Annotated in this window: 14 protein-coding genes; 6 read left to right on the forward strand and 8 right to left on the reverse strand. The window is 59.8% G+C overall.

Translation table 11 applies throughout. The features are described 5' to 3' along the window. Window positions 1-75: 75 nt before the first annotated feature. Complete coding sequence (locus M4NBBH2_RS03335; RefSeq protein ID WP_022443070.1) at window positions 76-1,125, reverse strand: rod shape-determining protein; 1,050 nt, start codon at window positions 1,123-1,125, stop codon at window positions 76-78. 252 nt (window positions 1,126-1,377) lie between these two features. Here M4NBBH2_RS03335 and gatC point away from each other — a divergent pair, with 252 nt between their 5' ends. Genes gatC through gatB form a run of 3 tightly spaced genes read left to right on the forward strand, consistent with a single transcriptional unit; the run spans window position 1,378 to window position 4,605 of the window. After that, window positions 1,378-1,668: an Asp-tRNA(Asn)/Glu-tRNA(Gln) amidotransferase subunit GatC gene (gene gatC, locus M4NBBH2_RS03340; RefSeq protein WP_022443071.1), complete on the forward strand. Its 291-nt coding sequence runs from the start codon at window positions 1,378-1,380 to the stop codon at window positions 1,666-1,668. Window positions 1,669-1,675: 7 nt separating this feature from the next. Next, window positions 1,676-3,133, forward strand: coding sequence for an Asp-tRNA(Asn)/Glu-tRNA(Gln) amidotransferase subunit GatA (gatA, locus tag M4NBBH2_RS03345; RefSeq protein ID WP_116269691.1), 1,458 nt, complete (start codon window positions 1,676-1,678; stop codon window positions 3,131-3,133). A 23-nt stretch (window positions 3,134-3,156) separates the two neighbouring features. Continuing rightward, on the forward strand, window positions 3,157-4,605 hold the full coding sequence (gatB, locus tag M4NBBH2_RS03350) for an Asp-tRNA(Asn)/Glu-tRNA(Gln) amidotransferase subunit GatB (protein ID WP_116269692.1): 1,449 nt from the start codon (window positions 3,157-3,159) through the stop codon (window positions 4,603-4,605). A 69-nt stretch (window positions 4,606-4,674) separates the two neighbouring features. Here gatB and pyrE read toward each other — a convergent pair whose 3' ends face one another. Further along, complete coding sequence (gene pyrE / locus M4NBBH2_RS03355; protein WP_116269693.1) at window positions 4,675-5,352, reverse strand: orotate phosphoribosyltransferase; 678 nt, start codon at window positions 5,350-5,352, stop codon at window positions 4,675-4,677. 201 nt (window positions 5,353-5,553) lie between these two features. Here pyrE and M4NBBH2_RS03360 point away from each other — a divergent pair, with 201 nt between their 5' ends. Both M4NBBH2_RS03360 and M4NBBH2_RS03365 read left to right on the forward strand, forming a co-directional pair. After that, entirely contained in the window at window positions 5,554-6,258 is a 705-nt protein-coding gene (locus M4NBBH2_RS03360; RefSeq protein WP_116269694.1) for a pseudouridine synthase, read from the forward strand. After that, entirely contained in the window at window positions 6,255-7,616 is a 1,362-nt protein-coding gene (locus tag M4NBBH2_RS03365) for an AmpG family muropeptide MFS transporter (RefSeq protein WP_116269695.1), read from the forward strand. The genes M4NBBH2_RS03360 and M4NBBH2_RS03365 overlap by 4 nt, the downstream gene beginning before the upstream one ends. On the opposite strand, the gene M4NBBH2_RS03370 is transcribed toward M4NBBH2_RS03365, so the two are convergent. Further along, entirely contained in the window at window positions 7,606-8,211 is a 606-nt protein-coding gene (locus M4NBBH2_RS03370) for a YecA/YgfB family protein (RefSeq protein WP_116269696.1), read from the reverse strand. The genes M4NBBH2_RS03365 and M4NBBH2_RS03370 overlap by 11 nt on opposite strands. A gap of 58 nt (window positions 8,212-8,269) precedes the next feature. Here M4NBBH2_RS03370 and M4NBBH2_RS03375 point away from each other — a divergent pair, with 58 nt between their 5' ends. After that, window positions 8,270-8,677 carry a DUF1840 family protein gene (locus M4NBBH2_RS03375; RefSeq protein ID WP_116269697.1) on the forward strand — a complete coding sequence of 136 codons (408 nt, stop codon included), beginning with the start codon at window positions 8,270-8,272 and terminating at the stop codon, window positions 8,675-8,677. Here M4NBBH2_RS03375 and M4NBBH2_RS03380 read toward each other — a convergent pair. The 5 genes from M4NBBH2_RS03380 to fmt are packed head-to-tail and all read right to left on the reverse strand — an operon-like array spanning window position 8,674 to window position 14,515. Next, window positions 8,674-9,330 carry a response regulator gene (locus M4NBBH2_RS03380; RefSeq protein ID WP_116269698.1) on the reverse strand — a complete coding sequence of 219 codons (657 nt, stop codon included), beginning with the start codon at window positions 9,328-9,330 and terminating at the stop codon, window positions 8,674-8,676. The genes M4NBBH2_RS03375 and M4NBBH2_RS03380 overlap by 4 nt on opposite strands. Window positions 9,331-9,353: 23 nt before the next feature. Continuing rightward, window positions 9,354-11,645 carry a sensor histidine kinase gene (locus tag M4NBBH2_RS03385; RefSeq protein WP_116269699.1) on the reverse strand — a complete coding sequence of 764 codons (2,292 nt, stop codon included), beginning with the start codon at window positions 11,643-11,645 and terminating at the stop codon, window positions 9,354-9,356. Further along, window positions 11,642-12,241 carry a DUF4390 domain-containing protein gene (locus tag M4NBBH2_RS03390; protein WP_116269700.1) on the reverse strand — a complete coding sequence of 200 codons (600 nt, stop codon included), beginning with the start codon at window positions 12,239-12,241 and terminating at the stop codon, window positions 11,642-11,644. Before M4NBBH2_RS03390 ends, M4NBBH2_RS03385 begins: the two co-directional genes overlap by 4 nt. Before the next feature lie 10 nt (window positions 12,242-12,251). Further along, complete coding sequence (gene rsmB, locus M4NBBH2_RS03395; protein ID WP_116269701.1) at window positions 12,252-13,553, reverse strand: 16S rRNA (cytosine(967)-C(5))-methyltransferase RsmB; 1,302 nt, start codon at window positions 13,551-13,553, stop codon at window positions 12,252-12,254. Then, entirely contained in the window at window positions 13,550-14,515 is a 966-nt protein-coding gene (gene fmt / locus M4NBBH2_RS03400) for a methionyl-tRNA formyltransferase (protein ID WP_116269702.1), read from the reverse strand. The genes rsmB and fmt overlap by 4 nt, the downstream gene beginning before the upstream one ends. Window positions 14,516-14,559 lie beyond the last annotated feature (44 nt).

Below are 14,559 nucleotides of genomic sequence, written 5' to 3' on the forward strand. Positions count from 1 at the left end.
GGGAAATGTAACTGATAAGGGGAATGGATCCCCAGATGTGTGAAGCCGGAGATTCCGGCTTCACGGGGAAGACTGCTAGCCGTACGTAAAGGCGGTGTGGAGCCGGTCGATGTTTTCAAGAGCGATGCCGCAGCCCTTGACGACGCAGTTGAGGGGTTCTTCGGCGATATGGACCGGAAGACCCGTCTGCTCCTGGAGCAGCTGATCGAGATCGCGCAGCAGCGCGCCGCCGCCCGTGAGCATCATGCCGCGTTCAGCGATATCGGCGCCGAGTTCCGGGGGCGTCTTTTCGAGAGCGGTCTTCACGGCGCCCACGATCTGGTTCAGCGGCTCGGTCAGCGCTTCAAGGACCTCGTTGCTGTGGATCGTGAAGGTGCGCGGAACGCCTTCGGAAAGATTGCGGCCCTTCACCTCGATCTCCTTCGCTTCGGAGCTCGGGAAGGCGGAACCGATTTCCATCTTGATCAGCTCAGCCGTCGGTTCACCGATCAGCATGCCGAAATTGCGGCGGACGTAGGAAACGATCGCCTGGTCAAACTTGTCTCCGCCCACACGGACACTGCCCGAGTACACCATGCCGCCGAGCGAGATCACGCCGACCTCGGTCGTGCCGCCGCCGATGTCAATCACGAGAGAACCGGCCGCCTCCGACACCGGAAGACCGGCGCCGATAGCGGCAGCCATCGGTTCCTCAATCAGGAAGACTTCAGAAGCGCCCGCGGCCTCAGCGCTCTCCTTGATCGCGCGGCGTTCAACCTGCGTGGAGCCGCAGGGAACACAGATAATGATGCGCGGATTGGGAGCGAACAGCTTGTTAGGCTTCACCATGCGGATGAACTGCTTCAGCATCTGCTCGGTGACGGTGAAGTTGGCGATAACACCGTCCTTCATCGGACGGATGGCCTGAATGTTGCCCGGAACACGGCCGAGCATCTGCTTGGCCGAGTGGCCGACGGCGTGAATTGTGGTTTTGCCGTTGGGCCCGCCCTCCTGCCGGATTGCGACAACGGAAGGCTCATTGAGAACAATGCCCTTGCCTCTCATATAAATGAGCGTATTGGCGGTGCCAAGGTCGATGGCGAGGTCATTGGAGAAATAATTGCGGAAAAGGCTCATGCCGAACATACTGGAAATCTCATTAGAGAGCCAAAAAAAGGTAGCCTATTGTATCCGCTGCACTGTTTGATCAGTGACGGGATTTGAGAGGGATTCTATTTAGCGGATGAAGGGGACTACCGTCAACTGATCAATGATAGACTAAGCAGTGGCCTGGTGCCCGTTCGCGACACATTTTTTTCCTAAAAATTGTTCATTTCAGTAACCGTCCCCCGGTTACAGCGGGCCGAGTGTTTCTGTATAAAACGAGAATATTTCATCATGTCCCTTTCGAAGGATGATGTCCTGCATGTGGCCAATCTGGCGCATATCGATCTGTCTGAATCCCAGATACTGCAGATGCAGGGCGAACTCAATGACATTTTCAAAATGATTGAGGAAATCCGCGCCGTGAACACGGATGGCGTTGAGCCCATGCTGCATCCCCATGACGGCGCTGAGCGGCTCCGCGAAGACGTGGTCACGGAAACGGATATTCGTGAAAAAGCGTTTGTGAATGCCCCCGAAACATGCGACAGCATGTTCCTTGTTCCTCAGTACGTGGAGTCGTGAGATCAAGATGATGGATGTTACGCACTGCTCTGTCGCCGAACTGGCGGCAAAGCTTCAGAACAAAGAGATTTCTGCCGTTGAGGTTGCGCAGCAGTATCTTGACCGCATTGAAGCCCATAAGGATCTGAACGCCTTCCTCGACGTCCGTCCCGAGGAGACGCTCCGTCAGGCAGAAGCCGCCGATGCCCGCATTGCGAAGGGCGAAGCGGGCCCGCTGACCGGCGTGCCGATCGCGCATAAAGATATTTTTGTGACCCAGGAATGGAATTCCACCGCGGCCAGCCGCATGCTCGAAGGCTATCGCAGCCCGTTCGACGCCACCGTGGTTTCCAAGCTGAAGTCTGAAGGCATGGTGTGCCTTGGCAAGCTGAACTGCGACGAATTCGCGATGGGTTCGGCGAACGAGAACTCCACCTACGGCAAGTGCTTCAACCCCTGGGATCCTCAGGCGGTGCCGGGCGGCTCGTCCGGCGGCTCCGCGAGCGCTGTGGCGGCCCGTCTCGCCCCGATCGCGACGGCTACCGATACCGGCGGCTCAATCCGTGAGCCGGCTGCCTTCACGGGCGTTACGGGTCTGAAGCCGACTTACGGCCGTCCCTCGCGTCTCGGCATGATCGCTTTCGCGTCGAGCCTGGATACCGCGGGCCTCATGGCTCCGGCCGCCTCTGATATCGCTTCTGTCCTCTCCAAGATGGTCGGGTTCGATCCGAAGGATTCGACGAGCGTCGATCTTCCGGCGGAAGACTTCACCCGCGGTCTCGGCAAGGATCTTGCCGGTCTCCGCATCGGTGTGCCGCGCTCCTGGTTCTCTGACCGTCTGAATGAAGAAGTCCGCGCGAGCATCGATAAGGTGATCGCGTTTTACCGCGACCACGGCGCCGTGATTGTGGATATGGATCTTCCGACCGCGCGTCTCGGCGTGCCGGTTTACTACGTGGTGGCCTGCGCTGAAGCGAGCTCCAACCTCTCGCGCTACGACGGTATCCGCTACGGCTACCGCGCGAAGGACTGCAAGACGATGGATGAACTCATCCGCCGCAGCCGCAACGAAGGTCTCGGCGCTGAGCCGAAGCGCCGCATCATGATCGGCACCTATGTGCTGTCGCATGGCTACTACGACGCTTATTACCTGAAGGCCCAGAAGGTCCGCCGCCTGATTGCTGACGAATTCCGTACGGCTTTCGCGTCGGTTGACGCGATCATCTCCCCGGTGGCCCCGGGCGTCGCCTATAACTTCGGCGAGAAGAGCGACCCGGTGTCCGCCTACCTCGGCGACCTTTACACGGTTCCGGCTTCTCTCGCGGGTCTCCCCTGCATGAGCGTTCCCTGCGGCTTCGCATCGAACGGCCGTCCGATCGGCGTGCAGCTCACTGCGGCTCCCTTCCAGGAAGCCCGCCTGCTGCAGCTCGCGGACGCCTGGCAGCGCGAAACCGACTGGCACCTCCGGGTTCCGGCGGGTTACTAACAGTGGATGGAGAGTAAGCAAACATGCAATGGGAAGTGGTCATTGGTCTTGAGACTCACGTTCAGCTCTCGACCCATACGAAGATTTTCTCCGCGGCTGACAACGGCTTCGGCGGTGAACCGAATTCGCACGCCTGCGCGATCGATATGGCGCTGCCTGGCGCCCTTCCAGTCCTGAACCGCGAAGCGGTGATCCGCGCGGCTCAGTTCGGTCTCGCGATCGGCGCGAAGGTGGCTGAGCGTTCGGTTTTCGACCGCAAGAATTATTTCTACCCGGATCTGCCGAAGGGCTATCAGATCAGCCAGTTCGAACTGCCGATCGTGCTCGGCGGCAAGATCTCGTGCCTCGTCACGCCGAAGAAGAAGGATCCCTACGTGAAGGTGGTGGATCTGACGCGCGCTCACCTCGAAGAGGACGCAGGCAAGAGCAATCACGGCATCCGTCCGGGGCAGACCGGCGTTGACCTGAACCGCGCCGGCACGCCGCTGATCGAAATCGTGACGGAACCGGTGATGCGGTCTTCTGATGAAGCGGTGGCATACGCCCGCGCGCTCCACGCGCTCGTCGTGTGGCTCGGCATCACGGAAGGCAACATGCAGAACGGCAACTTCCGCTGCGACGCGAACGTCTCCGTGCGCCCGAAGGGTGAGGAGAAGCTCGGCACCCGCTGCGAAATCAAGAACCTGAACAGCTTCCGGTTCCTGCAGGCGGCTATCGACTACGAAGTTGAGCGTCAGATTGAGCTGATCGAGGACGGCGGCACCGTGGTTCAGCAGACCCGTCTCTACGACCCGGATAAGAACGAAACCCGTCCGATGCGTTCGAAGGAAGACTCCATGGATTACCGGTACTTCCCGGATCCGGATCTTCTGCCGTGCGTGCTGTCCCCGGAAGAAATCTCCGGCCTCAAGGCGAATCTCCCCGAGCTGCCGCAGCAGATGTTCGAGCGTCTCCAGAAGGAAGACGGTCTTTCGGAATACGATGCCGGCATTCTCACGTCGAGCCGCGGCGTCGCGCAGTACTACGACTCCCTCGCGCATCAGGTGAAGGATAAGAAGGCTGCCGCGAACTGGGTGATGGGTGAAGTGAGCGCCGCTCTTAATCAGACGGAAGGTCTTACGATCGAAAACGCTCCGGTGTCCCCTGACACGCTCGCCGCGATCATGGGCCGTGTGGCTGACGGTACGATCAACCTGAAGGGCGCGAAGAAAGTCTTCACCGCGATCTGGGAAGGTGAGCAGCCCGATGTCGACGCTCTGATCGGCAAGCTGGGTCTCAAGCAGATTTCCGATACGGGCGCGATTGAAGCGATGGTGGACGAAGTCCTCGCGAAGAATGCCGCCATGGTGGAGCAGTACCGCTCCGGCAAGGAAAAGGCGTTCAACGCTCTCGTGGGGCAGGTCATGAAGGCCGCCCGCGGAAAGGCCTCTCCGGCTCTCGTGAACGAGCTCCTGCATAAGAAGCTCGGCTGAGCGTCAGGTTTCTGAAGCCGAAAAAAAACGGGGCATTGCCCCGTTTTTTTTGGTCTGATGAAAAACTAATCAGGCGCCGTAGCGGTTGCGGTACGCGGTGACCGCTTCCGTGTGGGAGGTGAACTCCTGCGCCGCGTCAGAGCCGCTCTTCAGGAATTCGAGCAGGTTCGTGAGGTTCGCGATCGACACGACAGGAATCGAGAAGGTCTTTTCCACATCCTGAACCGCGGAGGTCTCAGTGACTTCCTCAGCGTTGCCGCCCTTCTCCATGCGGTCAAGCGCGATAGCGACACCGGCGGGGATCGCGCCGTTGTCGCGGATGATCGCGATCGACTCGCGGATCGAGGTGCCGGCCGAAATGACGTCATCCACGATCAGCACGCGGCCCATGAGCGGGGAACCAATAATGGTGCCGCCTTCGCCGTGATCCTTCTTTTCCTTGCGGTTGAAGGCCCAGGGGAGATCGAGACCGAGACGGGAAAGATTGATCGCGATAGAGGCAACGAGAGGAATGCCCTTGTAGGCCGGTCCGAAAAGCATGTCGAACTGAAGCTCACCGGATTCACGCTTCTCAAGAATCTTTTTCGCGTAGAAGGCGCCCAGGCGGTCGAGGAGGGAGCCGGTATTGAAGAGTCCGGCGTTGAAGAAGTAGGGCGAAAGGCGGCCGGCCTTGGTCTTAAATTCGCCAAAGCGAAGCACGCGGGCCTTCAGTGCAAATTCAATAAAGTCGTGTTCGAGAGTCGTCATCTTGGAGTTGCCGATCGAATCGCGGAGGGTCTTCTCCGCGGGTAGAAAAAATTTCCCGCCTATCTTAACAAACCGCCGCGGTGCCAAATTAAGAGCGCCGGGGCCGGGCCTTTCGGTGAGATTCAGGGGGAGTCTGGCCTGAAAAGCTTTACGATATAACCAACAGTTTTTTCAACCGCTCGAGCGTACGGAAACATATCCATGAATTTTGAACAGATGCTTTTTTCCCAAGGTTTCGGCACACGACGTGACTGCCGCGATCTGATTCTTTCAGGCGACGTTTCCTGGAACGGCGCCGTGGTTGAGGATCCGTATGAGACGGTGGAGCCTGAAGGGAAGAGCTTCGTGGTGAAGGGTGAGACCTGGCCTTTTTTTGAGAAGGCGATTATCGCGATGAATAAGCCTGAGGGCTACGAGTGCTCGATGAAGCCGTCCTTCCATCCGAGCGTTCTCACGCTGCTCCCCGCACCGCTCCGCAACCGGAACATTCAGCCGGTCGGAAGGCTGGATGAAGACACCACCGGGCTCCTTATTCTGACGGACGACGGCGCGTTTCAGCACTATCTGATCCATCCGAAGCACCACGTGGCGAAGATCTACCGCGCGGTGCTGAAGCATCCGGCGGAAGAGTCTCTCGTGAAGCAGCTGCTTGGCGGCGTGCTCCTGAAGGATGAGAGGACGCCGGTCGCCGCCTCTGACTGCCGGATCACGGGTGAGCACGAGATTGAGCTCACGTTGGAGCAGGGCAAGTATCACCAGGTGAAGCGGATGGTGGCTGCGGCCGGAAACCGCGTTGAGACACTCACCCGTATCCAGTTCGGGGCGCTCACGCTTCCTGTGGATCTGAAGCCGGGCGAGTGGAAATGGATCAGCAGCCGCGCTGAAATCACGGGGAAGAAGGCATGACGGGCGGGCGTTTCGCGAAGCTCGTGGAGGATCTGCGGGTCTATCTGACAGGGCCCAGCATCCGGATGTTTTTCCTCGGATTCAGTTCGGGGCTGCCTCTGCTTCTCGTGCTCGGAACGCTCTCCTTCAGACTGCGCGAGGCGGGTGTCGGACTCGCCACCATTGGCTTTATGTCCTGGATCGGCCTCGTCTACGCGATGAAATGGGCCTGGGCGCCGTTTGTCGATCGCTGTCCCATACCGTTTCTCACGAAGCATCTCGGACGGCGCCGGGCGTGGCTCATCGTCGCGCAGATCTGCCTCCTGATCGGCCTCTGCCTGATGGCTGTGATTGACCCGGTGAGGAATCTCACGGGGATCATCGCCGGAGCGCTCTTCACAGCCTTTGCTTCCGCCACGCAGGATATCGCGCTCGATGCCTATCGAATTGAAAGCGCCGACGCGCGGAGCCAGGGTGTGCTCGCGGCGTCCTATCAGTTCGGCTACCGCATCGCCATGATCTGGGCAGGCGCGGGAGCGCTCGGGGTGGCCGCTGCGGTGGCCGGGGTCGATGCCGTGGGTTACAGCGCGAGAGCCTGGGAGATGGCGTATTTCGCGATGGCAGCCTCTGTTCTCGTCGGCATGGTGACAGTGCTCCTGTCGCCTGAAAGCCCCGCGCAGACCCCGAGAGAAATCCCGGCCGCGAAGGGCCGGAGACGGACGCCGGCCGAACTCCTGAAGGAGCTTTTCCTCGCTCCGCTTTATGACTTCTATCGCCGTTTCGGCGTCTGGACTTTTGTGTTGCTCGCGCTCGTCGCGACCTACCGGGTATCAGATGTCGTGATGGGAATCATGGCGAACCCGTTCTACGCGGATATGGGGTTCACGAAGGCTGAAGTCGCCGTGGTGATCAAAGTGTTCGGTGTCATCATGACGCTGGCCGGCACCTTTATCGGGGGCATTGTTGTCCTGCGGATGGGGGTGATGACCGCGCTTTTCCTTGGCGTGGTGCTGTCCGCTGCGACGAATCTCCTCTTTTCAGCGCTCGCCCTGATCGGTCACAGTGTCGCCTTTCTGACCGTGACCGTGAGCGCAGACAATCTGGCGGGAGGGCTTGCGAGCGCCGCATTTGTGGCGTTCCTTTCCGGACTCACCAGCAAGGAATTTTCCGCCACGCAGTACGCGCTTCTCTCCTCGGTCATGCTGCTGCTTCCGAAGGCGATTGCGGGCTTCTCCGGCCTGATGGTGGAGGGAATGGGCTACAACCGGTTCTTCATGTTCACGGCGGCGCTCAGCATCCCGGTCGCGGTTCTCGTGGTGCTCGCGAAGCGCTCCGGCATGCTCTCCGCTGAGGAGAGCGGGAAGCCGCCTACTCCTTGATCGTGAAGCCGCGGGTGACTTCCGCGATTTCCGCGACGCACGCCACGAGGTCGTCGAGAGACTCTTCCGGCGTGCTGAGCGGAGAGTCGGTGTCGAGCCCCTGAATGGTTTCCGCGAGGTCACCCTGAAGTTCCGCGGGAAGGTGGCGCAGGACGCCGAGCACCGCGCCGCCGACCGCCTTGTTCTGGACAGCGCCGAGAGCCGGAAAGAGTTCCATCGAGCGAAGGAACCCGACCGCGAAAGGCGCCAGGCTGTCGCCCGCATCCGGCTCATCGTCGTCGATCAGGATGATCGGGTCGATCGGATTCCGGGTGGAGAGGCGATGGTCAATCTCCTTATAGCGGGTAAAGAGAAGCGATTCGAGCCGGTAGAGAGTGTCCTCGTCGACATTCTGAGGCTCCTTTCCTGCCGCGCTGACGATCCAGGGCATCCAGCGCTCGGGTAAGATCTCTTCCGGGCTCAGAAGCAGTCCTGTGAGGTAGCCGTCCGCTTCATCGGATGACATGGCCCCGCAGTCCTCAGGCAGGCCTGCGAGCAGGTCCTCCAGCTCGACGAACTCATCATCGCTCAGGGCAGGTACGGTATTTTTTTTCATAAGATCGATGCGCTCCGGCAGTTTTGGATGTCTTGTATTTTGAATTAGAGGTTAGTGTATGGCATTAGTTCGGTTTCATTCCAAGGCGGGTGGAGATTTCTTTTTCATGCCAGACACCCAGAAGCAGGTCTTCAAGGTGCTGGGCCGTCCCTGCACGGCAAGCGGTGCCATCTCTCCTGAGGAAGCGAAGGAGTGGATTGCCATTCTGGAGAGCGCCATCAGCCGCGAGAAGGCTGACGACAAGAAGCGTGAGGAGGATCGGAAAGCCCGCGCGAAGCGTGTAGCGGAATCCTTCCGCACGCAGGCTGTGCATCCCGCGTCGCTTTTTGATGAAGAGGAGAAACTCGAGGAGGAGGACCGTGTGCAGCGCTCCCATATCCCGCTTGGGGCGCGTGCCTATCCTCTGCTTCAGCTTCTGAAAGCCGCGGTAGAGGAAAATGAAATGGTGATGTGGGGCGTGCCTTAGGCCGTCTTTTCCTTCGCGGGGAGAGTGATCTCCAGCTGCTTCAGCTTGCGGTAGAGGTGTGTCCTCTCGAGCCCCGTCCGGGCAGCCACCTTCGACATGGAGTAACTCTCTTCCTCCAGTACGCTTTGCAGATAGAGCTTTTCAAAGGAGTCACGCGCGTCCCGGAGCTCCAGCGTAAAGGGAATCGTGGCGAGCTCGTTTCCGTTGTGGCCGTAGATCACGGCCTTGGCCTCTGACGGCTCAGACTGCGTCTCAGCATCCTGCTGCCGGGATTCCGTGTCAGCCGGCGTCTCCTGCGCGAGAGCGTTCGATACCGAGGACAGCAGGCGCTGCATGGAAATCGGTTTCTCGAGGAAATCGAAAGCGCCGAACTTCGTCGCTTCCACGGCTGTATCAATCGTTGCGTGTCCGGACATCATGATGACCGGGCAGTGGATCAGATGCTGGGAGGAAAGTTCGCGCAGCAGCGTGACGCCATCCGTATCCGGCATCCAGATGTCGAGCAGAATCAGGTCAAGCGGATTCTCTTCAATCAGCTTTCTTGCCTGACCGGCATCCTCCGCGGTAAGCACATCGTGCCCCTCATCCTCCAGGATCTCCGAGAGCAGTTCCCGAATGCCGACCTCGTCGTCCACTACCAGAAGTTTTGCCATCTGTTGCTCCTTAAAGCCGTGCGTCAGCTGTCCTGACTGACCCTGAATGCGATAGTGACCAGTGCACCGCAGACACGGCCTTCCTGATCGGTTCGATTGGCGATTTTGATATCCGCCTTGTGTTCATCCACGATTTTCTTCACCATCGGCAGTCCGAGACCTGTACCGGTCGCCTTCGTTGTGATGTACGGCTCGAAGGACTTGTGAAGAATGGTGGGCGAGAACCCGGTCCCGTTGTCGGCCACCCGCAGAAGAACGCCGGTTATCCTGCCGCCGTCCTTCATAGCTTCAGTCGAGATCACCACTTTGCCATCTGTCCGGCCGGACATGGCATCAAGCGAATTGCTGACCAGATTGTGCAGAACCTGCCGCAGCTGGGCCTCATCCGCGTAGATCCGGGGAATCGATGGATCGACCCGGACAGTGACCGGTTTCCCGGCCTGACGGTAGAGATCACCGACATCATCCAGCAGCGCATTAAGGTCTGTCGGCAGCAGCACGGCGGGCGGCAGCTTCGCGTAGTTGCGGAAGTCGTCCACCATCTGCTTCATGGCGGATACCTGCGTCACGATGGTCGAAATGCTCTTCGACAGCAGCTTGGAATCAGCCTCATTCAGTTTACCGGAGAGCTTCATTTCGAGCCGCTCGGCCGCAAGCTGAATCGGCGTGAGCGGGTTCTTGATTTCATGAGCGAGGCGCCGCGCAACTTCGCCCCAGGCCATGGCGCGCTGGCCCGAGATCACCTGAGTCATATCGTCGATCACGAGCACCAGTCCGTCAAGCGGCACGGGCTGCGAGAGATGCAGGTGAGAGGCCCGGACAAAAAGCGTAATGGGGGTCTGGGATCCGATCCGCGCGAGTTCAATTTCACGGTGAAAATCCTTGGTCTCCTCAGACGGGTGCGAGGGCTCGGTGAGGAGGTTCGCGATCACTGAGCAGATCTGCGGCGCCACGGTCTTGAGCGAGGCATCTTTTGCCGCGATGTCAGATCCCAGAATACGGGCGGCACCCTCATTCGCGGTGACGATATTCATGTCGCGGTCAATCACGACAACGCCTGAGGAAAGGTTCGAGAGAACGCTTTCCAGATACTGGCTCGTCTGCTCCAGCTGTTCGGTTCTCGTCTGAACTTTCTTCTGAGCCTCAGCGAGCTGTCCGATCATGTCATTAAAGGACTGCGTGAGCATGTTGATCTCATCGCTGCCTGAAAATTCATGAATCGGACTCAGATTGCCTCCGGCAACGCGTCTTGTGCCGCGGGCGAGCTGCCGCAGCGGATCCACCATCATCTGGGCGTAGGCGATTGCGGCAATGAAGGCCCCGAGGACCGCCATCAGCATGCTGACAGTGAGTGATGCCTTGAAGAGCGAGCGAAGGCTGTCGCGGCTCAGCACGAGTTCCTGATAGTCACGGTAGCCATTCGTGACAGAGGAGATATTTTTCTCAAGTTCCGCGGGGAGCGGCTCCTGCGCGACCAGGTAGTAGGAGTTCGGCTTCAGCTGCGTGAGCCCCGGTTTCTGAGTGTGGCGTTTCGGCGCATCGGGATCCTCGGGTTCCCAGCTGAGGCCCAGTGCGGAGTCCTGGATCGCGATAGGCGCAATCGCGAGGATATGGATTGTCGGGTCAGAAACGGAAGCGTCCTCGGACTGCTCTTCAAGCAGCGATGAGTAAGAGCCGCGAAGCCGGGCGACCGACAGATATTCCGCAGCCGGCATCTGGATTTTCAGCGTCGGACCGGTAAACGCGGTCGTCAGAATTTCCCCCTTGCCGTTCGCAATCATGACGTTCGTGAGGCCGTAGCGTTCGCGGAGCCGGGGGAGATCGATTTTCCACTCGAACTGCGGCTGGTCAGCAAGCGCGTAGCCAAGGATCCTGACGCGTTCCGCGGTCTGCTTTCTGAGATTCGCGAGTGCCGTGCGTGACAGATTGACGCCCGAGTCGAGCGCGTGTTCCACCCGGACATTGAACCAGGAGTCGATGGAGCGGCCGATGAAGCGCGAGGACACCGCATAGAGCAGCAGACAGGGGAGAACCGCGATCAGCGTGATCTGGATCGTCAGCCGGAGCGTCATCTGAGAGCCGAACTGATGACGGCGCCACTGCAGGAAGAGCCGGATGCAAAGCCACGCGGTCAGGATGACGAGCACAGAGGCCGCCACGAGGTTCAGCACCATGAGCACGAGGAAGTACCGGTCCAGAAGACTCGAATTGGTACTCGCGATCACGAGCAGCGCCACCAGCGCTATGACAGTGAGCGGGACGGCAAAGAAGATCTGGCGGTAGGCCTTGGAAACTCTGGAAGTATCCGTCTTCATGGCGACACCACTGACGGCGAAATCGGAATGCTTACCCAGTCAGAGGTGAGATCCCAGTCGGCGGCGCCGAGCTGGAGCGGACGCGGCAGCCGGCCCCGGTCAAGCCGGAACCTGAGACGGGCTGAATAGTCCTGGAAGCTTCCGGAAATCGTTCTCGGCCCAGCGACATTCCAGTGCCGGATGGCGGCGAGTGTACTCAGAGCATCCTGAAGCGAAGAGAAGGAGAGCGAGAGACCGTTTCCTCCCAGGTGATACTTGCGGGTGAGAAGGCTGTAGGTGAGCCGCTTCGTCGTGGAGGCGGAGGCCACTTCCTTATCCGTCCAGTACCAGCGCTTTTTCGTGAGCTCGAATTCGGTGACGAAGTAGAGCGCCACGCCGCGCTTCAGGGACTCTTCGGCCTGAGTCGGCAAATGCAGGGCAAAGTTGGCATTGAGGTAGAGCCCGGGAGTTTCTCCCGGGGCCTCCTTCGTGAGATTTCCTGAAGTGTAGAAAATACCTGCTTCAACCGCGCGGGACGCGGTCGGCCACGCGGCTGCGGTTAGCGCGGCCGCGAGGATGAAAAGGAATCTCTGCAGAACCGATGCGATGTTTGCCATTGGGGCCTGCTTAGTTGTTGCGGTACTTGATCAGCGCGATGAAATAACCGTCGTGCACCAGCGGTTCTTCGGTCCAATCGCCCGACAGATCCTCGTGCGGCATGAGGAGGCGGGGCGGCACGGGGCAGTAGGCCTCGGGGTGGCGGCGCAGGAAGCTTTCGATCTGCAGCTTGCCTTCTTCCGGGAAGACAGAGCAGACGCAGTAGAGCAGGCGTCCATCCTTCTTCACCAGGGGCCAGAGCGTTTCGAGCAGCTGCTTCTGCGTGCGCGACATCCGGGAGACATCGTGCTCGACATGCTGCCAGGGGATGTCGGGGTGACGCCGCGCGACACCGCTCGCCGTGCAGGGGGCGTCGAGCAGAATCGCGTCAAACTTCCGGCGGTCCCACCAGGAGTGGATATCCGCGGCGTCGGCGTTCCGGACCGTCGCTTCAAGTCCGAGGCGCTTCAGGTTCTCGTGGATCGCTTCAGTGCGGGACGGGCTGATTTCCACTGCCGTGAGTTCGATATCAGCGAGTTCCAGCATGTGGGTCGACTTGCCGCCAGGCGCCGCGCAGGCGTCGAGCACAATCTCCCCGTCCTTCGGGTCGAGCGTCTGAACCGCCAGCTGGCTGCCGGCATCCTGCACCGAGACCACGCCTTCGGCGAAACCCGGGATCTCGCGGACCGGGAGCGCTTCCTTCAGCGTGACGGCGTACATGCCGGAGCGATAGGCTTCGATTCCGGCCTTCTTCAGTTCGGCGATATAGGCGTCCGCGTTCGTCTTTCGGGCATTCACGCAGAGCGTCAGGGGAGCCTTTGACTGCTGCAGCTCAAGCACATCCTTCGCGGCTTTCCCCATCGACTTCTTGTAGCGGCTGTACCACCAGTCCGGAATATTGAACCGGACGGATTCCTGCTCACCGAGCCACTCCATCAGGGAGTCGCGCTCACGGCCGAAGCGGCGGAGAATCGCGTTGATGAAGCCTGCGCTCGGGCGGGTCGAGGGATTCTCGCGGGCGGCTTTGACCGCCTGATCCACCGTGACGAAGTCCTTATCCGGATGCTCGATCATGCGGGCAATCGCGGTTTCGAGCAGCGCCGTGACGGGCTGCGCGGGAGGACGGTTCGCGAAGTGTTCGATTACCTTCCAGGAGGCCGCCAGATGACGGACCGTATCGTAGGAGACCGCCTGAATGGCAGCCCGCAGCACGGGATCTTCCACATTCTTCAGATCCCGCTCAAGCGCGTGGTCAAGGCTGTGCCCCTCCATCATCGCCTGCTGGATATCGAGCGAATGCAGGAAAACTGTTGCTAAGTTTGCAGAACTCATTTAAACGTCTCCCCCACTTTCAAAGGAAAACTCTGCAGGAACTGTCGCCAGTTCATGCGGCCCTTGCCCGGCTTCTGCAGCATCGTGGCGCGGATCGCGCCGATGCCGGCGGCAACAACGATGCCGTCGTCAATCGACACGATGGACCCCGGAGCGGCGTCATCCGTCTCAAGCTTCACGGATTCGGCCTCCCAGAATTTGATCGTCGTGTCGTGAATGACTGAGGTGGACGTCGGGAAGGGATTGAACGCCCGGATGCGGCGGCAGATGAGTCCAGAACTAGATTCCCAGTCAATGTGGGCCTCGGACTTCATCACTTTTTCGGCGTAATTGGCGCCATCCTCCGGCTGAGGCGTGAAGGTGAGCGCGTCGGGCGTCTTCAGGTCTTTCAGCAGCAGTTCGGTGCCGAGAGAAGCGAGCCGCTCGGTGAGCGTCGTGGTGGTGTCGGTGTCCTCGATGTCAGTGTAGACCGTGTCAATCATCGGTCCCGTATCGAGCCCGGCCTCCATTTTCATCAGCGTGACGCCGGTCTGAGGATCGCCCGCCTCAATAGCGCGGGTCACCGGAGCCGCGCCTCTCCAGCGGGGGAGAAGGCTCGCGTGCAGGTTGACCGCCTTGATGGCGTGATCCGGACCGATGCCCGCCGGCATATCGAGAACCGACTGCGGAAGGATAAGCCCGTAGGCCGCGACGACCAGCAGGTCAGCCTTCTGGGCCGCAATCAGATCCTGTGCCTTCTGTGCCTCTTCGCCGCCTTTTTTCAGGCTGAGCGTAACGGGAGTGGCAACAGGAATATCATGAGCTAAAGCAAGGGCTTTGACGGCGCTCGGCGTGAGCTTCATGCCGCGCCCCGACGCACGGTCCGGCTGTGTGAGAACCAGACAGACGTCGTGTTCAGATTCAATCAGTCCCTTAAGGGCTGTTGCGGCAAATTCAGGTGTTCCAGCAAAAATAATTTTCATGTCAGACCAGGATGCTTACCTGCTCATGGAATGGTTAACTTAGG

Source organism: Mesosutterella multiformis, from assembly GCF_003402575.1.
GTDB lineage: Bacteria > Pseudomonadota > Gammaproteobacteria > Burkholderiales > Burkholderiaceae_F > Mesosutterella > Mesosutterella multiformis.